General features: G+C 38.1%; 20 protein-coding genes. 13 read left to right on the forward strand and 7 right to left on the reverse strand.

The features are described from left to right. Positions 1-489 precede the first annotated feature (489 nt). The 6 genes from Q1K34_RS01225 to pncA all read left to right on the forward strand — a co-directional run bounded on the left by Q1K34_RS01225 (position 490) and on the right by pncA (position 7461). Positions 490-1695 (forward strand): porin, encoded by a 1206-nt coding sequence (locus Q1K34_RS01225; RefSeq protein ID WP_300433847.1) that lies wholly within the window; start codon positions 490-492, stop codon positions 1693-1695. Between the two features lie 68 nt (positions 1696-1763). After that, positions 1764-4007 carry an inorganic phosphate transporter gene (locus Q1K34_RS01230; RefSeq protein ID WP_300433848.1) on the forward strand — a complete coding sequence of 748 codons (2244 nt, stop codon included), beginning with the start codon at positions 1764-1766 and terminating at the stop codon, positions 4005-4007. A gap of 327 nt (positions 4008-4334) precedes the next feature. Continuing rightward, complete coding sequence (locus Q1K34_RS01235) at positions 4335-4832, forward strand: hypothetical protein (RefSeq protein ID WP_300433849.1); 498 nt, start codon at positions 4335-4337, stop codon at positions 4830-4832. 57 nt (positions 4833-4889) lie between these two features. Further along, complete coding sequence (locus Q1K34_RS01240) at positions 4890-5426, forward strand: macro domain-containing protein (RefSeq protein WP_300433850.1); 537 nt, start codon at positions 4890-4892, stop codon at positions 5424-5426. A gap of 14 nt (positions 5427-5440) precedes the next feature. Then, positions 5441-6850 (forward strand): nicotinate phosphoribosyltransferase, encoded by a 1410-nt coding sequence (locus Q1K34_RS01245; protein WP_300433851.1) that lies wholly within the window; start codon positions 5441-5443, stop codon positions 6848-6850. Then, positions 6850-7461, forward strand: coding sequence for a bifunctional nicotinamidase/pyrazinamidase (gene pncA / locus Q1K34_RS01250; RefSeq protein ID WP_300433852.1), 612 nt, complete (start codon positions 6850-6852; stop codon positions 7459-7461). Before Q1K34_RS01245 ends, pncA begins: the two co-directional genes overlap by 1 nt. On the opposite strand, the gene Q1K34_RS01255 is transcribed toward pncA, so the two are convergent. Continuing rightward, positions 7458-8234, reverse strand: coding sequence for a glutamate dehydrogenase (locus tag Q1K34_RS01255; RefSeq protein WP_300433853.1), 777 nt, complete (start codon positions 8232-8234; stop codon positions 7458-7460). The genes pncA and Q1K34_RS01255 overlap by 4 nt on opposite strands. 201 nt (positions 8235-8435) lie before the next feature. Between Q1K34_RS01255 and gdhA the strand changes: the two genes are divergently transcribed. From gdhA to Q1K34_RS01290, 7 genes are all read left to right on the forward strand, one after another. Further along, positions 8436-9779 (forward strand): NADP-specific glutamate dehydrogenase, encoded by a 1344-nt coding sequence (gene gdhA / locus Q1K34_RS01260; RefSeq protein ID WP_300433854.1) that lies wholly within the window; start codon positions 8436-8438, stop codon positions 9777-9779. Between the two features lie 78 nt (positions 9780-9857). Beyond that, a complete protein-coding gene (gene recO / locus Q1K34_RS01265; protein ID WP_300433855.1) occupies positions 9858-10577 on the forward strand; it encodes a DNA repair protein RecO in 720 nt (239 codons plus the stop codon). Beyond that, positions 10578-12977 (forward strand): TonB-dependent receptor, encoded by a 2400-nt coding sequence (locus Q1K34_RS01270; RefSeq protein WP_300433856.1) that lies wholly within the window; start codon positions 10578-10580, stop codon positions 12975-12977. A gap of 279 nt (positions 12978-13256) precedes the next feature. Beyond that, the gene (gene ileS / locus Q1K34_RS01275) at positions 13257-16712 is read left to right on the forward strand and encodes an isoleucine--tRNA ligase (protein ID WP_300433857.1); all 3456 of its coding nucleotides are present in this window, start codon (positions 13257-13259) and stop codon (positions 16710-16712) included. A gap of 4 nt (positions 16713-16716) precedes the next feature. Continuing rightward, a complete protein-coding gene (locus Q1K34_RS01280) occupies positions 16717-17100 on the forward strand; it encodes a TraR/DksA C4-type zinc finger protein (protein ID WP_300433858.1) in 384 nt (127 codons plus the stop codon). A gap of 71 nt (positions 17101-17171) precedes the next feature. Beyond that, on the forward strand, positions 17172-17789 hold the full coding sequence (locus tag Q1K34_RS01285; protein WP_300433859.1) for a hypothetical protein: 618 nt from the start codon (positions 17172-17174) through the stop codon (positions 17787-17789). Positions 17790-17832: 43 nt separating this feature from the next. Then, a complete protein-coding gene (locus Q1K34_RS01290) occupies positions 17833-18447 on the forward strand; it encodes a lipoprotein signal peptidase (RefSeq protein ID WP_300433860.1) in 615 nt (204 codons plus the stop codon). A gap of 12 nt (positions 18448-18459) precedes the next feature. On the opposite strand, the gene Q1K34_RS01295 is transcribed toward Q1K34_RS01290, so the two are convergent. From Q1K34_RS01295 to Q1K34_RS01320, 6 genes are read right to left on the reverse strand one after another with little or no spacing between them, the layout of a single operon-like run. Then, a complete protein-coding gene (locus Q1K34_RS01295; protein ID WP_300433861.1) occupies positions 18460-18876 on the reverse strand; it encodes a response regulator in 417 nt (138 codons plus the stop codon). Positions 18877-18888: 12 nt separating this feature from the next. After that, positions 18889-20346: a PAS domain-containing protein gene (locus Q1K34_RS01300; protein WP_300433862.1), complete on the reverse strand. Its 1458-nt coding sequence runs from the start codon at positions 20344-20346 to the stop codon at positions 18889-18891. A gap of 52 nt (positions 20347-20398) precedes the next feature. Next, positions 20399-20971 (reverse strand): 5-formyltetrahydrofolate cyclo-ligase, encoded by a 573-nt coding sequence (locus Q1K34_RS01305; RefSeq protein ID WP_300433863.1) that lies wholly within the window; start codon positions 20969-20971, stop codon positions 20399-20401. Then, positions 20958-21953: a succinylglutamate desuccinylase/aspartoacylase family protein gene (locus tag Q1K34_RS01310; protein WP_300433864.1), complete on the reverse strand. Its 996-nt coding sequence runs from the start codon at positions 21951-21953 to the stop codon at positions 20958-20960. The genes Q1K34_RS01305 and Q1K34_RS01310 overlap by 14 nt, the downstream gene beginning before the upstream one ends. A gap of 3 nt (positions 21954-21956) precedes the next feature. Continuing rightward, on the reverse strand, positions 21957-22829 hold the full coding sequence (gene rimK / locus Q1K34_RS01315) for a 30S ribosomal protein S6--L-glutamate ligase (protein WP_300433865.1): 873 nt from the start codon (positions 22827-22829) through the stop codon (positions 21957-21959). Continuing rightward, on the reverse strand, positions 22798-23250 hold the full coding sequence (locus Q1K34_RS01320) for a RimK/LysX family protein (protein ID WP_300433866.1): 453 nt from the start codon (positions 23248-23250) through the stop codon (positions 22798-22800). Before Q1K34_RS01320 ends, rimK begins: the two co-directional genes overlap by 32 nt. Between the last annotated feature and the right edge of the window lie 67 nt (positions 23251-23317).

Genomic DNA, 23317 nt, shown 5'->3' on the forward strand with positions numbered 1-23317 from the left:
TAGAGCATCTGACTGTTAATCAGAGGGTCCTTGGTTCGAGCCCAAGAGGAGGAGCTACTGAAACCCACCAAATGGTGGGTTTTTTTTGTAATATGATTTGGGCGGGAAGTTTATCCTGAGCGAAGTCGAAGGGAGCCCAAGAGGAGGAGCAAAAAAGTAAAACCAGTCTTTAACGAGGCTGGTTTTTTTGCTTTAATACTTTCCCGAAGCATAAACTTAGCTTACATTTTTAAAGTTCCCATTCCTTAATTTTAATTTAATATAGCCTTTACATCCTGTTTATATGTATAGGTTTTATTTGTGTTCTCTTTAGTACACACTAAAAATCGTAAAGTTTTTGTCGACTAGATTTCATCAGTGTGTAGGGCCGTCTATTAGGCGGCCTTTTTTATTCGTATAGATGATTTTCTATTTTTAACCATTAGGAAATGTTAAGTTAACATTGGTGGCGTTAATTTGCCTTTGACAAAAACTTAAAATACGATTTGGATGAAAGCTGCTCAATTGGCCATTCTGGCTTTTCTAATGCTGGGATTTAATCTGCATTCGCAGGAAATAAGCGATACCTCTTTTGGTAAGGGATTGATCAATTTTACTGCTAAAGACAGTTCATTTAGTGTAAAATTTGCTCCCAGGATACAATTTAGATCTGAGACTTCATGGGATTATGATGATGGAAATTACGAGGACCCGGAACAGGCTTTTTTTATAAGAAGGGCAAGATTAAAATTTAATGGCTGGGCTCTTACCCCTAAACTTAAATATAATATCGAGCTGGGACTTTCTAATTTTGATATTTCCGGTGCCAATGAATTTACTGGGGACGCTCCTAGGTATATTTTAGATGCTGTATTAATTTGGAATTTCTATGAAAACTTTGAACTTTGGGCAGGCCAGGCTAAACTACCGGGTAATGTGGAGCGGGTAATCTCATCAGGAGATCTTCAATTCATCGACCGATCTATTCTCAATAGTAATTTTAACATTGATAGGGATATTGGCCTTCAGCTCCATCATAAGATCAATTTCGGAAAAGAATTTGTGCTTAAAGAAAAATTTGCGCTTTCCCAGGGAGAAGGTAGAAATATAACCGTTGGTAATATGGGAGGTTTTCAATATACTGGTAGAATTGAGGTTCTACCATTTGGGGAGTTTGAGAAAGAAGGTGATTATATAGAAGCTGATCTAAAAAGAGAGGAAATACCGAAATTAATGGTGGGAGCTGTGTACGATTTCAACAATGATGCAGTAAAAACAAGAAGTAATCAGGGAGATTTTATGCTTCTTGAAAATGGGGGGATTCATGAGACCGATATAACCACGATCTTTTTTGACGCGGTATTTAAGTATAGAGGATTATCTTTTTTGACTGAATATGCAAAGAGAGATGCCGATGAACCACTGGCCAGAAGGTCCAATGAGACGAATCTTCCTGATTTTGTGGTAGCTGAAGGGAATGCCTTTAATATCCAGACAGGGTACTTATTTAAGAATAATTACGAGATTGCAGCGCGATATTCCATGAACGATTTTAATGAGATTACCAATTTGCTGGATAGGAAAGTATATACTTTAGGAGCTTCTAAGTATATTGTGGGCCATAAGTTAAAAATCCAGACAGATATTAATTATGCTGAGCAGAACGGAAAACAGGATAAGATAAGCTTTAGAGCTGGTTTTGATTTTCATTTTTAAAATATAACAATTTGGTAACAGTTAATCCCTAAATTGATTGGATACTTGCACCGTTTAAATACGATAGAATGGAGAATTTTTATTTATTAATGTTAGTAGCATTAGTGGTTCTGGCCATCGCAGATTTGGTGGTTGGGGTTAGTAATGACGCGGTAAACTTTTTAAATTCAGCAATTGGTTCTAAGGCGATTTCTTTTAGGACCATTATGATTGTTGCCAGTTTAGGAATTTTCCTTGGCGCTGTTTTTTCCAGTGGTATGATGGAAGTGGCCAGAAAAGGGATCTTTATGCCCGGGCAATTCTATTTTGATGAGATCATGATCATATTTATGGCCGTCATGATTACCGATATCCTCCTGCTGGACTTTTTCAATACACTGGGAATGCCTACTTCTACCACAGTCTCTATCGTATTTGAATTATTAGGTGCGGCGGTAGTAATGGCACTTATCAAAATTAGCGCTTCAGATTCGCAAACTATGGCAAATCTTACCAGCTATATAAACACAGATAAAGCTACTGAGATAATATCGGGGATATTCCTCTCTGTAATTATAGCATTTACTATTGGTGCCATTGTACAATGGCTTTCAAGACTGGTATTTTCGTTTGAATATGAAAAAAGAGTAAAGAATTTTGGAGCTCTTTTTGGGGGTTTCTGCTTAACAGCAATTGGGTACTTTATATTCTTTAAAGGTTTGAAGGGAACTCCGTATTATGATAGTTTCAAAGATGTGCTGGCAAGCCAGTGGATGATAGTTGTGGGAGTGAGCTTTGTATTTTGGACACTGTTCTCCTGGTTATATATGAAAATCTTTAAAAAGAGTATACTTATTATAGTAATTGCAATAGGAACCTTTGGCTTAGCGCTGGCATTCTCTGGAAACGACCTGGTTAACTTTATTGGTGTTCCAATGGCGGCTTATCATTCTTATGAAGCATGGGCAGCATCTGGACAGGCAGCTTCTACTTTTTCTATGGAAGTTCTTAGAACCAAAGTGCCTGCAGAACCCATTTTATTGTTTATCTCGGGAGGTATTATGGTACTTACTTTATGGTTCTCCAAAAAGGCCAGGAGTGTAGCTGATACAGAAATTGGTCTTTCAAGACAGGGACACGGAACTGAAAAGTTCAACCCTAATATGCTTTCACGAGCAGTAGTTTCAGGAAGTACAACCCTGGCTGCCGGATTAAAAAGTATTATGCCAGTTGGCGCCAAGAGAAAGATCAGTAAGAGTTTTAACAAACCAGACGAGATTCTAGTGGGAGATAAGGCTGAAGAGCAGCCCGCTTTTGATATGATCAGGGCAGCGATCAACCTTACCGTTGCCGGTGTTTTAATTTCAATCGCAACTTCCTATAAATTACCCTTGTCTACCACCTATGTTACCTTTATGGTAGCAATGGGAACCTCGCTTGCAGATAAAGCCTGGGGAAGGGAGAGTGCAGTGTATAGGGTTGCCGGAGTACTTAATGTGATTGGTGGTTGGTTCTTCACAGCATTTAGTGCATTTACAGCTGCGGGCATTTTAACCTATATTATTTTCCTCGGAAGAGGACCTGCTATTGCCATCTTGTTGTTGGCAGCTATTGGCCTGCTTATTCGAAACTATATATCGCACAAGAAAAAATCTGTTGAAAAAGCAGACAAATCCGGCCTCAAAAAGTCGGAAAGCAAAACCGTACAGGGAATTATTGCTGAAAGTGCCGATAATATTTCAAACGTAGTTTCAAGGTCTAACAAGATATTTTCAGATGTGCTAACCGGCCTTTCCAAGCAGGATAAGAAAAAACTAAAGAAGAGTAAGAAAGGAGTAGCCAAGCTGGAGGCCGAAATTGAGGATCTGAGGGACCATATTTTCTTTTTTATAAAGAGCCTGGATGAGACGAGTGTAAGAGGAAGTAGTTTTTATATTACCATTTTAGGATATTTAACAGATATAGCGCAGTCTCTGGAATATATCTCTAAAAAGAGTTATAAGCACGTGAATAACAATCACAAGCCTCTAAGATACAATCAAATCACAGATCTTAAAGAGATAGATGATATCCTAACAGATTTATTAGGTAGAATAGACAGGATTTTTACAGAAAGGAAATTCGAGGAAATAAGCGGGATTGTAGCATCTAAAGATGAGATCCTGAACAGGATTTCCGATAAAGTTGAAAAACAGGTTGCCAGAACGAGAACTGAAGAATCAAGTCCTAAAAATACCACCTTATATTTCAATATATTATTGGAAACAAAAGAATTGATGAATGCTATCATGAATTTGATGGAAGAATATAATTCCAGTTATAAGAAAGTATAAGGATACGAATCTATTCATTTTAAGAAGAGGCTGTTTAAAAGTCGAGAAAACGTCATCCAGAACTTGATTCAGCTTGACGAAATAAGAACTTTTAGACAGCCTCTTTTTTTATGCTAAGTAGCGAATAAGCAAGATATTTCATATAAAGAATCCCGGCAGAATACAGTTTATCGGTGTTATCTGGTTTTGGCGGAAAAAACCGGACAAGAATTATTAAAATTTAGTTAGTATCAGGCTTTTGTTTTTTGAACCTCGGTAATAATTCTATTTTCGCCGCGCCCCAATTTTCTACTTCGATTCAGCGCCTACTGTATCGAAAAATTTTATATGATATTTTTAAAAAGTGTATTCCAAAAATACACGAGTGCCCCAATACATTTTAACGGTTTTATTTCGAACCAAAAACTAAAACTTTTTTCCTTAGCTATTTTATTTTTAGGCTTTGCCAGTTGTAATCCTATTGCTCTGGTGAATCCAGAAACCTATGGTGAAAAATGGGATAATACCTATTTGTGGTTTAAGCCACGAGATATGACCACGATTTATATTTCTGATAGCGGTGATCCTGAGACTGCGGAACCTATTCCCAACGATAGTGAATTCTTAATTGAATGGGATAAAAAAGGAGAGGTATATACCCTTAAGATTACTTCTTATTATCAGGATATAGATTTCGCCTGGTTTACCGGCTATGATGCTGATAATGCTTCGGAAGAGATCCCGTGGATCCACAATGGAAATACTTTTGAATTACAAAGTGCTAAACTTTTGCCGATGGAAAATGAGGCCTATCAGATCTCGATTTCCGATGATCTTGAAAATTAAACTTTAAGCACATCTTTTTTCAGTTTCAATTATTTCTTAAATTATCCTATAAAAACCATGGGATTTATATTACAAAATATTGAAATTGAGGTGGTAAAAGGAGATATAGCCGATCAGCCGGATGTGGAAGCCGTGGTAAATGCCGCAAATGCAGAACTTGCTCCAGGTGGAGGAGTAGCCGGAGCGATTCACAAGGCGGCTGGGCCAGCTTTGTATAAAGAATGTAGATCCCTGGCGCCTATAAAACCTGGGCAGGCCGTAATCACCAAAGCCTATAAGTTACCAAATAATTACGTAATTCATTGTTTGGGACCCGTGTATGGAAAGGATCAACCAGAAAGTGAATTTCTGGCGTCCTGTTACAGGAATAGCATCCAATTAGCCGAAGGAAAGAAAATTGCTACCATCGCTTTTCCGGCCATTTCAACAGGAATTTTTGGATATCCAACAGATTTGGCGGTAGAGGTTGTTTTTAATACACTTTTAGCCACCTTATCGGAAATTGAAAATATTAAAAAGATTAAATTTGTTTTATTCAGTGAGGAAGATCTTCAATTATATCAAACTAAATTGAAGAAAATAAGCATTGGCTAACCAAATTTAAAAACATGAACAACTTCTCTGCGACTTATACAGATCAGTATCAGTTGGCAATGGCTCAGGTATATTTTAAGCAAGGCCAGAAAAATCATAGCGCAATTTTCGATTATTATTTTAGAAAATTACCTTTTGAAGGGGGGTATGCGGTCTTTGCGGGATTAGAAAATTTTCTTGAAGTGATTTCTGAATTCAGATTTAATGATGAGGACATTAAATTTCTGGAATCACAGGGATTTGAAGACGATTTTTTAAAATACCTGACAAATTTCAGGTTTACAGGAAAAATCTATTCAACAGCAGAAGGTGATATTGTCTTTCCTACCAGGCCCATACTTCAGGTGGAAGCGAATATCATTGAAGCACAGATCATTGAAACCCTTCTTTTGAACCTTCTTAATTTCCAAACCTTGATTGCTACTAAAGCGAGTAGGATAAGGCTGGTTGCAGGTGATTCGGGATTACTGGATTTTGGTCTACGAAGGGCTCAGGCTTCAGGAGGCTATTTTGCGACCAGAGCGGCAATGATCGGCGGTTTTAATGGTACTAGTAACGTGGTAGCAGCAAAAGACTTTGATATTCCGGTTTCAGGAACCATGGCACATTCATTTATTCAAAGTTATGATGATGAATTGGAAGCTTTCAGAGATTTTGCCAAAGGAAGGCCTAAGGATTGCGTATTGCTGGTAGATACTTATAATACTTTAAAGAGTGGAGTTCCCAATGCCATAAAGGTGGCGAAAGAAATGGAAGCTCAGGGCGAACAATTACTGGCTATACGCCTGGATAGCGGAGATTTATCATATTTCGCAAAAGAAAGTAGAAAATTACTTGATGAATCAGGCCTGGAATATGTAAAGATCGCAGCTTCCAATCAGTTAGACGAATATGTTATAAAAAGCCTTCTGGAGCAACAGGCTCCCATAGATATTTTTGGTGTTGGAACTAATTTAGTTACGGGCGATCCAGATGGGGCTTTAGATGGGGTTTATAAGCTGGCATATTCCAACAGCAAACCTCGAATTAAAATTTCTGAAAGTATTTTCAAAATAACGCTTCCGCATAAAAAGCAGGTTTTCAGGATAAAAGATGATCATGGAAAATGTATTGGCGCAGACGCTATTGGCCTATATCATGAAAACAGGGTGGAAGAAATGTTCCATCCTTTTGAGCCTTATAAATCGATGAATTTGGAGAAATATCATCAGGAAGCCCTCCTTCATAAAGTAATGGAAAATGGCGAAATCCTTATTGATAAAAGAAGTTTGAAAGAAATTTCTGACTACAGCCTTACCCGACTTTCAGAATTACCCATAGAATATAAGCGTTTTAATAATCCGCATATCTATAAAATTGGAATTAGCGAACTGCTTAGGGAGGAACGTGAGAAGCTTATTAAATCCTATAAAAAAAGAATGTGATGAAAACCCTGGTAATTATAGATGCACAAAACGATTTTATGCCTGGCGGGACACTGGCTGTTCCAAATGGGGATAGGATTGTACCTCTTATAAACCAACTACAGGAAAAATTTGACCTGGTGATAGCCACTCAGGACTGGCATCCAGAAAAACACGCTAGTTTTGCTTCTTCTCACGCAGGGGCCAAAGAATTTGAAGTGATCACACTGGATGGATTAGACCAGGTGATGTGGCCGGAACATTGCATACAAAATAGCGATGGCGCAAATTTTCATCCTGATCTTGAAACCTCTGGGATAGAGGCTATTTTTAGGAAAGGAACAAATATCAGGATAGACAGCTACAGCGGTTTTTACGATAATGCTCATCAAAAATCTACCGGCCTGGCAGGTTATTTAAAGGAGAAAGGAGCAACGGAGCTTTATTTTGCAGGTCTTGCGGCCGAGTTCTGTGTGTATTTTTCAATTATGGATGCTTTAGCTGAAGGTTTTCAGGCGATATTATTGGAAGATGCAACAAGAGCTTTAAATGAAGATGCCTTTAATAAAGCTAAAATTGATATCTTAAGAAAAGGAGGAAAAATTATAAATTCCGAAGAGATTGCTTTTTAAAAATCCAGGTAGTAGATATATCCTATATTTAACCAAAGAACAAAATCATTGAATTTATTTTGCGGTCCCTGTACATCAAGGCCTTCAAGCTTATCGGTATCGTAGTAAGTGGCTCTGGCTTCCAATTGCAGATCGTTGAACCTGCCCAGTCTGTAACGAACTCCTGCACTACCGAGTATCGCAAAAGTACTGCCTTCTTCCAGGAATAAGCCGTCGTCAAAAGTAGGGAATAATACTTTTGGACTGTCTAAAGGACCCAAATCAGAATAAGCATTGGGATCATAATATACATAATGCACTCCCAGGCTGATATATGGTGCGAAGAGTGCGGCAAAATCACGGGCTTCCTTAATTCCTAAAAAATGATATTCCAGGGAAACCCCGGCTTCAATTAGTTGGGTTTCTCCATGCATGGCTCTTAACTGCCGGCCTCCTTCACTATTTTTAGAAGCTACAGGTCCATAATGTTCCAGATTTGAACGTAAGTAATCAATTTCATTACGAATTCTAAAATGCCTGGTAAACCATAATTTTGTGGGACGGCAGCTACACTCAGGTTTAAAAGCAAAATTCATATAATGTACCAAACCTACACCATAGCCTTCATTTTCGAGATTGTTTCGCAGGTTATAACGCTCGCCATAATCAGTAAAAAAACCAGCTGGACCGGTGATGATCCCTAATTCGTTAGAGATACTTAACTGCCCAAAGGATGTCCCCGACCAAAGCGAGAGAACCAAACTTGTTATAAAGAATGCCCTGGTGTTAATCATGAAAATTGGCTTGCAGTAATGGCAAATATAGCAAAATACCATAACGGAAATCTAATAAGCCTTAGTATTATGGCGAGGTTTAAAGCTAAAAGTTAATTTTATATCAAATACTGGAATGAAACTTTTAATCCTTAAAGAATATTTATATTTGCGACACAAATTAGATGTAAAATTTATAATTTAATAACAGCGCCCATCATTATGGAAAAAAACATCAAAAATTTCCTGGAAAAGGTGTCAACCAGAAACCAAAACGAACCAGAATTTATGCAAGCGGTTCATGAGGTGGCAGAAACGGTAATTCCTTTTATAGAAAAAAATAAAAAATACCAGAACAAAATGCTTCTCGAGCGAATGGTAGAGCCAGAGAGAGTAGTGATGTTCAGAGTACCCTGGTTAGATGACAATGGTGATATTCAGGTGAATCGCGGTTTTAGAATTCAAATGAATTCTGCAATTGGACCTTACAAAGGGGGCTTGCGTTTTCATCCATCTGTAAACCTTAGTATCCTTAAATTCCTTGCTTTTGAGCAGGTATTTAAAAACAGTCTTACTACATTACCAATGGGTGGCGGTAAAGGAGGTTCAGATTTTGACCCAAAAGGAAAATCAGATAATGAGGTGATGAAATTCTGCCAGAGTTTTATGACAGAACTGCAAAGACATATAGGAGCAGATTGTGATGTGCCTGCCGGAGACATAGGAGTAGGGGGGCGCGAGATTGGATTTTTATTTGGTCAGTATAAAAAGATCCAGAATGAGTTTACCGGAATCTTAACCGGAAAAGGCCGTTCTTATGGAGGGTCTCTTATAAGACCTGAAGCTACAGGTTATGGAAATGTGTATTTTGCCCAAAATATGTTAAAAACAAAGGGTGAAAGTATAGAAGGTAAAACCGTGGTGATTTCCGGAGCCGGAAATGTTGCACAATTTGCTGCTGAAAAAGCTACGCAGTTAGGAGCTAAAGTAGTGACTATGTCAGATTCCGGAGGATTTATTTATGATAAAGACGGTATTGACGCAGAGAAACTTCAGTTCATCATGGAATTGAAGAATGAAAGAAGGGGAAGAATTAGTGAATATGTTGATGAATATTCTTCAGCCGAATATCATGAAGGTAAAACCCCATGGGGGATTAAATGTGATATTGCACTTCCTTGTGCCACCCAGAACGAGCTGGAAGGGGATGATGCAAAGACTTTAGTGAAAAACGGATGTATTTGTGTTGGTGAGGGAGCTAATATGCCTAGTACTCCTGAGGCTATTGAAGTATTTCAGAAAGAAAAAATTCTTTTCTCGCCTGGTAAAGCTTCCAACGCTGGAGGTGTGGCGACTTCTGGTCTGGAAATGTCGCAAAACTCTATGAGATATAGTTGGACCGCTGAAGAAGTAGATAAAAAACTTCATGAGATCATGAACGATATCCATGAGTCCTGTGTGGAACACGGTACAGATGAAGATGGTTATGTAGATTATGTAAAAGGAGCCAATATTGCTGGTTTCGTAAAAGTTGCAGATGCTATGCTTGCTCAGGGAGTAGTATAACTTCAATCTTCTTTTTAAATATACAGAGCCGCTTGAAAAAGCGGCTTTTTTTATAAATTCACGCCAAAATTTCCCATAATGCTTATCAAAACTAAAGCTATTGTTATAAGCGCTTTAAAATATGCTGAGGCCGATCTTATTGTGAAAGCCTACACATTATCTGATGGGCTTTGTACTTATATGCTGAAAGGTATTTTAAAGTCGAGAAAAGGGAAATTTAAAGCTTCTATGTTTCAAAGCCTTACTCAACTTGAGATTGTAGCAAATCATCGCGGGGGCGGAAAAATAGAATACCTCAAAGAAGCTAAAGTTATAGGGAATTACCAAAGCCTTCATACCCATCCCGTGAAGCTTAGTATGGTCATGTTTCTGGCAGAGATGTTAAGAAACGCCATTCGGGAAGAAGAGCGAAATGAACCAATGTTTCATTATCTGGAGTATAGTTTTCAGGTTTTGGATACCTCAGATAAAATTGCCAATTTTCATCTCCTGTTCCTTCTAAAGCTTACCAAATATTTGGGATTCCAACCGGAAATGGGTATAAAAGATCTCCCTGTTTTTAATCTTTTAGATGGTGTCTTTCAAGATTTTTCTTCAAATGATTATTGTATAGAAGGTAAAAATGTAGATTTGCTCAAAAGCCTTTTAGGCACCGATTTTGATGCCTTGGAAGCTATAAAAATGAACCAAAGTTCCAGAAATGATTTCCTGAATATACTTTTGCTGTATTACGAATTACATATTGAAGGCTTCAGGAAACCAAAGTCTCTCAGTGTTTTAAAAGAAATTTTCGGTTAAATGCGATTACAATTACTTTTCCTTTTTTTATTGATAGCATCAATTACTTTTGCCCAGGAAATTACAGTTTTGGGTAATGACAATGGTGAGCCTATTGAAAATGTAGCCATTTACAATAAAGATAAATCCCGTTATACGCTTACCGATATTTCAGGAAAAGCAGATCTTTCCCAATTTACAGATACTGAAGTGATCATCTTTAAAGCTGTTTCCCATGTGGAAGCCTATCGCCGAAAAAGGGAGATCCAAAACAATAATAATATCGTCATCCTCGAATCTTTGGAAAATCAGTTAGAGCAGGTGACCCTTTCTGTAGCGCGTTTCAGGCTTAAGAAGGATGAAATTCCGCAGAAGATCATCAGTATTTCTCCTTCAGAAATTGAGTTGGCGAGTCCGCAGACTTCAGCAGATCTTTTAGAAAGTACCGGGCAGGTGTATGTGCAAAAAAGTCAGTTAGGCGGAGGAAGCCCAATGATTAGGGGCTTCGCAACCAATCGGCTTTTGTTAACGGTTGATGGGGTACGCATGAATTCGGCAATCTTTAGAAGTGGAAATCTCCAAAATGTAATTTCAGTAGATCCCTTGATGGTAGAAAATGCTGAGGTGATTTTAGGTCCAGGTTCTGTAGTGTATGGGAGTGATGCGATTGGCGGGGTGATTAATTTTTATACGCTCAGGCCTAAATTTAGTTTTACCGAAGGAACTTCGTTCTCAGGGAATACTTATACCAGATTTGCCACTGCAAATAATGAAAATACAGTACATGCCGATGTGAATATCGGTAGGGAAAACTGGGCATTCAGGACCGGCGTTACCTATTCAGATTTTGGAGATTTAAAAATGGGCGAACACGGGCCCGATGATTATTTAAGAACAGAGTTCGCTGAGCGTCAAAATGGAATGGACGTGATGGTGCCAAATCCAGATCCCCTGGTGCAAAAACCTACCGGTTATGATCAACTAAACCTGCTTCAGAAAATTAAGTATATGCCATCGAAAGACTGGGATTTTAATCTGGGATTGACCTATTCAGAAACTTCAGATTTTCCTCGTTACGACCGACTTTACAGAAAACGGGACGGGGTTTTACGCTCCGCGGAATGGTATTACGGGCCGCAAAAATGGTTTCTGGGAAATTTAAATATCAATCACAGAAGTAGGTCACAGTTTTTCGACAAACTTCAATTTACCAGTGCCTATCAATTTTTTGCAGAAAGCAGGAATGATCGAAATTTTGGGGATCTTATATTATTTTCAACCGAAGAAAATGTAGATGCCTATTCTTCAAATCTCGATTTTGAAAAAGCTTTTGCTGAAAGTAAATTATTCTATGGTGTTGAATATGTGCTGAATACTATAGATTCCAAAGGAAGTTTCAGAAATATTGAAACTTCAGAAACCGGTCCAACGGCCAGCCGATATCCCGATGGTTCCCAATGGCAGTCTATGGCGGTTTATTCCAGTTATCAGTGGAAGGTCAATGAAAGACTTTCTTTGCAATCGGGCATCAGGTACAATCATATTCTGGTAGATGCCAGTTTTGATGATCGTTTCTATGATTTTCCTTTTGACAAGGCTGATATAAGTACCGGTGCACTAACAGGAAGCCTTGGCCTGAACTGGAGACAAAATGATTTCGTAGGTTGGAGGCTAGGCCTTTCAACTGCGTTTAGAGCTCCTAATATAGACGATGTGGGTAAAATTTTTGATTCTGAACCGGGTTCTGTAGTAGTACCGAATCCAGGATTAAAACCAGAATATGCTTACAATGCAGAATTGGGAGCCGATTTTAATTTTTCAGATAATATAAGGTTAGGACTTACCGGCTACTATACCTATTTAGGTGATGCCATGGTACGTCGTAATTTCAATCTTAATGGAGTGACTGAAATTGATTACCAGGGAGAACCAAGCAGAGTGCAGGCAATTCAGAATGCCGCCAATGCATATGTCTACGGAATTGAAGCAGGTCTTGAAGTCGATTTTTCGGTAGCATTAAGACTGCAATCTCAATTTAGTTACACCAAGGGAGAAGAAAATGAAGGAGATGAATATGTGCCGTTAAGGCACGCCGCTCCCATGTTTGGAAACACCCATTTGATCTGGAATAAAAGAAGATTAAAGTTTGATCTTTTTGCGGAATATAACGGCGAGTTCGATTTTGAAGATCTTGCTCCGGGCGAGCAGGACAAACCCTATTTATATGCCATGGATGCTAACGGGAATCCTTATTCTCCTGCCTGGTACACATTAAATTTAACAGGACAATATAAATTAAACTCCAACTGGCTTGCCACGGTTTCCCTGGAGAATATTACCGATCAGCGTTATCGTACCTATTCGTCTGGTATTGCTGCTGCCGGAAGGAATTTGATCATTGCGCTTTCCTATACTTTTTAGTTGTCACTGGTTGGTAAAAAAGCAACTGAAGCAGTCTCCTCACGATTAGTACATGAGTTTGCCATGCTCCCTCCCTCATACTCCGCTCGCGAAGATGCTTAGAATTGGATTCTCTCTGCAAGGAAGAATAATGACAGAAGCGATTCCATACTAAAATCAATTAAGCTTCAACTGTTTAAGTTTTCAGGTGAGATTTGTAAGCCAAGTAATTTACGCTAGAATAAGAGCTTCTTTTCTTAAAAATCCTTATTTTCGCACATCATTTGAAAAATGGAGAAAATGAGCAAAAATTTCCCTGGATACAAAGGTCTTGACCTGCCTAAAGTGGCGGAAGAAATCCTCAATTATTGGGAAGAGAATGATATTTTCGAGAAGAGCGTTTCCACCCGTGAAGGTAAAGAGCCGTATATATTCTTTGAAGGCCCTCCTTCAGCCAATGGTCTGCCGGGAATTCACCATGTAATGGCACGCTCTATAAAAGATATTTTTTGTCGCTATAAAACACAAAAAGGTTTCCAGGTAAAACGTAAAGCTGGCTGGGATACGCACGGTCTTCCTATTGAGCTTGGTGTTGAAAAAGAACTTGGGATCACTAAAGAGGATATTGGCACTAAGATAAGTGTTGAAAAGTATAATGATGCCTGTAAGAATGCAGTAATGCGTTATACTGACGTTTGGAACGATCTTACCAAAAAAATGGGTTATTGGGTAGATATGGAAGATCCATATATTACCTATAAATCCAAATATATGGAAACCGTATGGTGGCTGCTTTCAGAGATATACAAAAAAGATCTTATCTATAAAGGCTATACTATACAGCCCTATTCACCAAAAGCTGGTACAGGCTTGAGTTCTCATGAACTTAATCAGCCGGGAACCTATCAGGATGTGACCGATACTACGGTTACTGCCATGTTTAAGTTAATCGCCCTCCCAGCCTCCCCCGATGGGAGAGGAGCAGCACATTCACCTTTAAATTCTTCCCCTTTGGGGAAGTTAGATGGGGATTTTGGGGGTATTTATTTTATTGCCTGGACCACTACTCCATGGACTTTACCTTCCAATACGGCATTAACGGTTGGTCCTAAGATTGAATATGTTAGCGTAAAAACTTATAATCAATATACTTTCGAACCAATAACGATTATTGTAGCGAAGGAACTTGCTGAAAAACAATTCGACAAGAAATTCAGAAAAGCGGAATCTGAAGAAGATCTGAAGTCTTATTCAGAAGCGGATAAGAAGATTCCTTATTTGATTTCCAAAGAAAGCTTTACGGGAAAAGATCTTGTAGGTATAAAATATGAGCAATTACTGCCTTATGCCCAGCCAAACGACAATCCGGAAAATGCTTTTAGAGTAATTTCAGGAGATTTTGTGACTACTGAAGATGGTACCGGGATTGTACATACCTCACCAACTTTTGGTGCAGATGATGCTTTAGTTGCAAAACAGGCAACTCCTGAAGTTCCGCCTTTACTGGTAAAAGATGATAATGGAAATCTTGTTCCGTTAGTTGATCTTCAGGGTAAATTCAGGCCAGAAATGGGAGAATTTGCCGGGAAATATGTAAAGAACGAATATTATGATGATGGACATGCTCCGGAAAAATCTGTTGACGTTGAATTAGCGATCAAGCTAAAGGAAGAAAACAGGGCTTTTAAAGTTGAAAAGTATGTTCACAGTTATCCAAATTGCTGGAGAACAGATAAACCAATATTATATTATCCACTGGATTCGTGGTTCATTAAAGTTACCGAATTCAAGGATAGGATGCACGAACTCAACCAAAGCATAAACTGGAAACCGAAATCTACCGGAGAAGGGCGTTTTGGCAACTGGCTGGCAAATGCGAATGACTGGAATTTAAGTAGAAGCAGGTATTGGGGTATTCCACTGCCAATATGGAGAACGGAAGACGGAACAGAAATAAAAGTGATTGGTTCTGTGGCCGAACTTAAAGAAGAAATGGCGAAAGCTGTGGAAGCAGGAGTTCTTAAAAAAGATATTTTTGAAGATTTTGAGCCTGGCAATATGAGTGAAGAAAACTATGATAAAGTAGACCTTCACAAGAATGTTGTAGATACAATCACGCTTGTTTCTGAATCAGGAAAACCAATGAAACGTGAAGCAGACCTTATCGATGTATGGTTCGATTCAGGTTCTATGCCTTATTCCCAATGGCATTATCCATTTGAGAACAAAGAAAAAGTAGAAAATAAGTGGCGTAAAGCCGATTTTATTGCAGAAGGAGTAGACCAGACCAGAGGTTGGTTCTATACACTACATGCGATTGCAACCATGATCTTTGATGATGTTGCATATAAGAATGTGGTTTCTAACGGGCTTGTATTGGATAAAAATGGGCAGAAAATGTCTAAGCGTTTAGGAAATGCCGTAGACCCCTTTGAGACCCTTGCAGCTTACGGCCCTGATGCTACCCGTTGGTATATGATCTCGAATGCGAATCCCTGGGATAATCTTAAATTTGATATTGAGGGGATTGGAGAAGTCCAGCGTAAATTCTTCGGAACCCTTTACAATACCTATTCTTTCTTTACATTATATGCAAACATCGATAAATTCAGTTATGCTGAAAAGGATGTTGCTTTAGAGAAACGACCAGAAATAGACAGGTGGATACTTTCAGAATTACATACTCTTATAGAGAAAGTAGATAAATTCTATGCAGATTATGAACCAACTAAAGCTACCAGGGCAATTTCAGAATTTGTTCAGGAGAATTTGAGTAACTGGTTCGTGAGATTGAGCAGAAGAAGATTCTGGAAAGGAGATTATGAGCAGGATAAGATCTCTGCTTATCAAACTTTATATACATGTCTTGAAACTATTGCAAAACTTGGAGCTCCGGTAGCGCCTTTCTTTATGGATAGGCTGTTCAAGGACCTTAATGTCGCAACAGGGAAAGACAAATCAGAATCTGTACATATTGCTGATTTCCCGGCTTATAAACCAGAATTTGTTGATAAATCTCTGGAGCGTAAAATGGAGAAGGCTCAAACGATCTCCTCTTTAGTACTTTCGCTTCGTAAAAAAGAGATGATCAAGGTGCGCCAACCGCTGCAAAGAGTAATGATTCCGGTGCTTGACGATGCTCAAAAGAAAGAGATCCAGGCAGTTGAAGATTTGATAAAGTCTGAAGTAAATGTGAAGGAAATAGAGCTGATCGATGATGCTTCAGGCCTTTTGATAAAGCAAATAAAGCCAAATTTCAGGGTTCTTGGTCCAAGATTCGGGAAAGATATTAAGTTGATAGTCAGCAAGGTAAACAATTTCACTCCTGAAGATATCGCAAAAATTGAGCGAAATGGAGAAATAGAGGTAGAAATAAATGAAAATTTAGTTAATTTGTCTTTAGATGAGGTAGAGATTACCTCGCAGGATATTGAAGGATGGTTAGTTGCCAGCAGTGGCAATTTAACGGTAGCCCTGGACGTAAGTATTAGTCTGGAGTTGAAGAAGGAAGGTGTTGCCAGGGAACTGGTAAACAGGATCCAGAACCTTCGCAAGGATTCAGGCTACGAAGTGACTGATACGATAGATGTAACCCTACAAAAGGACGGTATGATCGAGGATGCCGTTAACGATAATATAAGTTATATTAAAAACGAAACATTAACTGCAAAACTCGAATTTGCAGAGGTGGTAGAGGAAGGAGCCGCGGTTGAATTTGATGATATCGCCACCAGATTGTTTATTAAAAAACATTAAAGTTATGTCTACAGATGTAAAAGAACGTTACAGCGATGCTGATCTTGCAGAATTCAAAACGCTGATCAGAAAAAAAATTGATAAAGCTCAGGAACAACTTGAGATCTATCAAAACGCCTACAAGAACGACGGCAATAATGGGACTGACGATACTTCCCCTACCTTTAAGGCTTTTGAAGAAGGTAGTGAAACGATGAGTAAGGAGGCAAATTCTCAATTGGCAATACGTCAGGAGAAATTCATCAGGGACCTTAAAAATGCTTTAATGCGTATTGAAAATAAAACCTACGGTATATGTAGGGTAACCGGTAAACTTATCGCAAAAGAAAGATTGCTTTTGGTCCCGCACGCGACTCTTAGTATAGAAGCTAAGAATATGCAGCGTTAGGTTTCAGAAAGTATTAAAAAAGAACGTCCAGCCATCTTTTGGTACTGGACGTTTTTTGTTTGCGGAATAATATGAAAAGTTTATTAATTGTAATTCTTTTGTTACTGGCGAATTCTTCTTTTGGACAAAGGGAAACAAGAGAGATTATTGATGCAAAGAATCTTACAGGCATTCAGATAAATACAGATGAAGTTTTTCTTTTAAGCCTGAATGTTATTGAAACATCTCAAATTAAAATTAAAACTCATTCTGAAGGGGAATATTTCGATAATATTATTCTGGAAACTGAAATAAAAGGGAAAAATTTAATAATTACCACTAACTATCCTGAAAGACTTGCCGGCGGATTTGATAAACTGAGTGCGCATAAAGTTTTTTCCCTGGAGATTGAATTGGAAGTTCCTAAAGGATTAGAAATTTCCATAAAATCCAACATTGCTTCTTTGCAGGCCAAAGGTGCTTTTAAATCTATGTACGCCGATTTAAAACAGGGCTATTGCAAATTGAATAATTTTTCAGGAAGTGCGGTGATCAATACCTATTCGGGTAATATTTTTGTAGAAACCAGTGCCGGTTTGATAGAAGCAAATTCTCGAAATGGAACGGTAGTAATTCCAAAAATTTTACCTGGCCGAAATCCGTTAAGGCTTACCAGTATAGACGGTGATATTATGGTGCGAAAAAACTAAATAATATTAGTATTTTTGACCCGTTTTCAACTAAAATAAATTCATGTCCCTTAAAAAAGCCGGATTGTTCATCATACTGATTCTTTTAATTGATCAGATTTCCAAGATTTATATTAAAACTCATTTTGCTTTAGGAGAAGAAGTGGAAGTTTTCGACTGGTTCAGGATTCTTTTTGTGGAGAACGAAGGAATGGCCTGGGGAACAAAAATACCCGGGGAATATGGGAAACTCGCCTTGACACTTTTTCGCCTAGCAGCGATTGTCGGAATTGGATACTGGTTGTGGGATTCAGTTAGAAAAGGTGGTTCAAAAATTCTTATTTTTTCTATCGCCCTAATTTTCGCCGGAGCTTTTGGTAACATTATCGATTCGGTGTTCTATGGGATCATATTTGATGATAGTTACGGGCACGTAGCGAGCTTTTTACCGGAATCTGGAGGATATAGCTCCCTTTTTCATGGAAAGGTAGTAGATATGTTGTATTTCCCATTGTGGAAAGGATATCTGCCGGAATGGATCCCTTTTTGGGGAGGAGAGTATTTTACTTTTTTTGAACCGGTTTTCAATATAGCAGATTCAGCTATAAGTGTGGGCGTAGCCATGTTGCTGGTGTTCAATAAAAAAGCCTTTCCTAAAGAAGAAAACGAGAATAAATAATTTTTGATTTGATTAGGCGGCTGTCCTGGCGAAGATCTTTTCGAATTTTTTCAACTCGATAGGCTTTATAAGATAGTCTGTAACCAGGTTAAACGACTTTGCCCGTTCCAGGTCCCTAGGATCTATAGAAGAACTAACCACGTACAAAGTGATCTTTTTGTGCAAACTGTTCTTGATCTTGATAAATTCATTCAAAAACTCCCATCCATCCATTATCGGCATGTTAAGGTCAAGAAAAATGATGTCTGGAAGTTTGTCTTCATCTGTAGCATTTTCCATGATCTCCTTGAAATAATCCAAGGCTTCTTTGCCATTCTTATAAATAAGTAAGTTTTCAGAAAGTTTTTTGATCTCAATGATCTTTTTCACTAGGTTAACGTATATTTTATCATCATCTATGATACACGCCAGTTCTACTTTTTGCCCCATAATAAATAGAATCTAGAATTTTATTTTAAAAGTAGTACCAATATCTATGGTACTGCTTACAGATATTGCCCCTCCAAGGGCTTCTACCTGATTTTTGGTTATAAATAAACCAATTCCTTTTGCCTCAGGATTACTTTGATGAAATGTTTTATACATTCCAAACATTTTATCACCGTATTCATCGAGGTCAATACCCATTCCGTTGTCGCTAACTTCTAAATACTCTTTATCGTTTTCGACATAGGTCTGGATAAAAATGACTGGTTTACGTCCCGGTTGTCTATACCGGATTGCATTCGTGATTAAATTTAGTAAAATACTTTCAAGATACTCAGGTATATAACGAATTTCTTTCAAATCCTGAAATTCAGCGACGATTTTTGCATTTTCTCGATTAATAAGAGAGGAAATAGAAGCTAAAACGATTTCCAACGCCTCTTCAAATCTAATCGTTACTTTCTCTTTGCGTAAAGAAGTTTGAATACTAACAATATCATTTAATCTTGAAATGGCCGAATCCAGGTTTCCTGCAACGTCTTCCACATTTGCCAAAAGGTCTAGTTTATCCCGATCTGTTTTAGATTCCCGTAATAGTTCAACAATGAGGCTAAGATTGCTACTATGAGATCTCAAATGATGGGAAACAATATGAGCAAAATTAAAAAGCCTGGAATTTTGCGTGGCAATTATATCCAATGCATTCTGTAGGTTAAGCTCATTGCTTTTATTTTCATCAATATTCTGAAGAACGCCTCGAATTCCTATCACCGTCTGTTCATTGTTATAAACAGGTTTCCCCGTCAATCTTACCCAGAACTCACGGTTCTGGAATGAGACCATTTTAAGTTCCAGTTTAAACGGAATTCCAAAATTTTCACATTTGTCAAAAGCATTCCGCATCCTGTTATGATGCTCTTCGGCGTAGAATTGCATACGATCTTCGTATGCCGGCTGGAAATCCCGGGGACAATCGATAATTTTTTTGGATACATCATCCCAATAGATGTTCTTGTTCACCGTATCTACATACCAGCCTCCGGTGGAGGTCATTTCTGCCGTTTCACGATAGTAAAAGAAGTTTTCTTCAATCGTGTACTGGTCTCTTTTATTCTGATGAATATTTACAAACAGTAGGACTGCCGTTTCCTTAAATTCCCTTTCGGTTTTACTTTTTTGATTTTTACATTCGAACCAGCGGTATTTACCATTATCCAGTCTCAGTTTTATTTCAAAACTAAAAGGCTCGTCCTCTTTAATCAGTTTTTCAAAATGAATACGGAAATCGTAGCGATAATCGGGATGAAGGATATGATTGATAAAGAATTCAAATCTATCTTCTTCAATTTCTGGTTTCCCGACCAGAAAGTTGAAATGTTCAGACCATGATATCTCTTTAGAAAAAAGGTTTATTTTCCAATAAGCGATATCAAAATCTTCCAGTATGCTGTTTAACTGCAGATCGCTAAGCATTCAAGTCAATTGGGTAGGTTAAAATTAATATTTAAATTATACCAAAGCAAAATTATTTAGCCCTGAATTCGTATACCTTATTTGGTGTTACACAATAATCTAATGGGATATCACTGCTGAAAACTTTTTTAATCTCCTTTACAGGTTCAAAAAATGACAGCCCGATTTTCACAATATTTGGTTTGCACTGCGCTAAAAATCTATCATAAAAGCCTTTGCCATACCCTACCCTATGTCCATTTTTATCAAAAGCGAGCAAGGGTATAAAGACCACATCGAGTAACTCAGAATTAATCTGAATTCCTCCCTGTGGTTCGGGAATGTTCCATCTGTTCTTCCTGATAACTGTTTGGTCAGTGAGCAAAAAATGGGTCATTTCTCCCGTTTCAGCATTAGATTTAGGAATGATTACATCTTTATCTTTCCCCTGTAAAATATGTAATAAAAATTCAGTATCAACTTCTTTTTGTTCGGCGATACTTAAAAAAACATGATAATACCGAAAATCCCAAATGGGTAATTCCAGTGATTTATTGGCAATTTGTAGACTTAAGTGTTCAATCTCATCCGCCTTTAGTTCTATTCTAAGTTTTTTGTACTTCTTTCTTAGTTCATCCTTGTTCATGTTCCTCTGTTTTGGGTTGCATCGAAATATGAAAAATCGCGTCGCCCTGATAAACTATGGGCGATTCATTGATATTAATAACATAACCTTCGCTATTGGACTTTATTTTATGTCTGAATTTTCCGTAAGGATCAGTAATAGTAGCGATATATTCGCCTTTTTCAACGTGTTTTCCGCAGGGGATCTTTACATGTAGGAGCCCACTGTATTTTGCCCGAAGCCAGGAACTATTTTCAATTAAAACGGTCTCTTTTTTAACATCTGGATATTCAAACTTTGAAGCGAGCATATCTAAATGACTTAAGATCCTCATGGCGCCTTCAACGCCATATTTTGCGATATCTTTATTGCTGTCTAAAGATTTTCCTCCTTCAAAAAGGAGTACTGGAATTCCTAATTTTGAACAGGTTTCCCGGTATGATTTGATAATAGTTTTGGAATGAATAGTAAAAGGGGCGTTAAAAATCCGTGCATATTTAATGCTTTGTTCATCTCCTTTTTTAACACGTATTTGTGGAGCATTGAATCTTGCGGCACCGCCTGTATGAAAATCAAGACAAAAATCTGCTATGGGTAATATTTTCTTTACAAACTGGTAGGCAAACCTACTGGCCAGGGAGCCGTTCTTACTACCGGGAAAGACACGGTTTAGGTCCCTACCGTCCGGAAATTCACGTGCCATATTCAGGAAGCCAAAAATGTTTACAATGGGGATGCAAATAATGGTGCCTATTTGAGGTTTATTGATCCCTTTTGAAATAATTTGCCTAACAATTTCAACACCGTTTATCTCATCTCCATGGATTCCGGCAGTAAGTAGCACCACCGGGCCAGGTTTTTTAGAACGTTCAATAATAACCGGAACTTCCACTGATGTGGTGGTATAAAGCTTAGCCATATTGAAATTGATGGTCGCGCTCTTACCGGGAAGCACTTTTTCACCTAAAATTTCAAGAACGTTGTTCTTGTCTATACGAGGCATATACTATACGTTTCTTTCTATATATCTAATAATGGTTTTTGCAATATCTTTTCCTGTTGCTGCTTCAATCCCTTCAAGTCCCGGTGAGCTGTTCACCTCGAGGATCAGAGGCCCGCGGCTACTTTGCAACATATCTACACCCGCAACTCCTAAAGCCATTGCTTTGGCGGCTTTTATGGCGGCATTTTCCTCTTCATCGGTCAGCTGGATTACTGTAGCAGATCCACCTCTGTGCAAATTAGACCTGAATTCGCCCTCTTTTCCCTGTCTTTTCATAGCTCCAACTACCTGGCCATCTACCACGAAAGCCCGTATATCTGCGCCACCTGCTTCCTTGATGAATTCCTGAACGATCACTCTTGCCTGCAACCCGTTAAAAGCTTCAATAACAGATTCAGCAGCATTTTGAGTTTCAGCCAGTACCACACCAAGTCCCTGGGTTCCTTCCAGTAATTTTATTATTACCGGTGCACCTCCAACATGTTCGAGGATTTCCGTTACATCTTTAGAATAATTTGTAAAAACGGTTTTTGGTAATCCCAGCCTTGCACGGGAAAGAATTTGAAGACTTCTTAATTTATCCCGACTTCTTACCAGCGCCTGGGATTCTGTAGTAGTAAAAGTACCCATCATTTCAAATTGCCTTACTACCGCAGTTCCGTAGAAAGTGACCGAAGCTCCGATCCTGGGAATTACCGCATCTGTATCTTCAAGAAAATGATTTTTGTAGTATATAGTAGGTTTTTTCTTTTCAATTATAAGATCACATTTAACGGGATCTATTACTTCTACTTCATGGTTCCTTTTTTTCGCCGCTCCTACTAGCCTACTGGTGGAATACAATCTAGGATTTCTTGATAGAATTCTTATCTTCATCTAACTTCTGATTAAAAGACACATCAATAAGCTCAGTGTCTACTATGAATTTTTTGGTTAAAAACTTTCTTCCGATCAAAACCGGATACCTCATCTCCTGTCTATCTGAAAGGGAAAGCGATATTTTAAATATTTTGTTGAACAATTTGATATTGGATTGCACCATATATCTTTTCTGGATCATACCATTACTGCTTCGTACAAAGACCACGTCGAAATCTTTGAACACAAACTTTTTGTTGTTATATAAAGGATGTTCTTCATCTAGAAAGGTACAATGAATAATATTATCTTTCTCAATAATGTTTTCACAGTGAATAGATGAAGTGTAAGCTCCGGTATCGATTTTTACTGCAATATCGTTGAGGTGTAAAGCCGGAAAGTCTGCTTTATCAAACCTGCCAATTACGATTTTCTCCATATTGCAATATACTAAAAAGCCATATAATTAAAGGATTTGCAAAGTAAAGCAAAGATTAAGCATTTAT

Source organism: Christiangramia sp., from assembly GCF_029937855.1.
Taxonomy (GTDB): domain Bacteria; phylum Bacteroidota; class Bacteroidia; order Flavobacteriales; family Flavobacteriaceae; genus Christiangramia.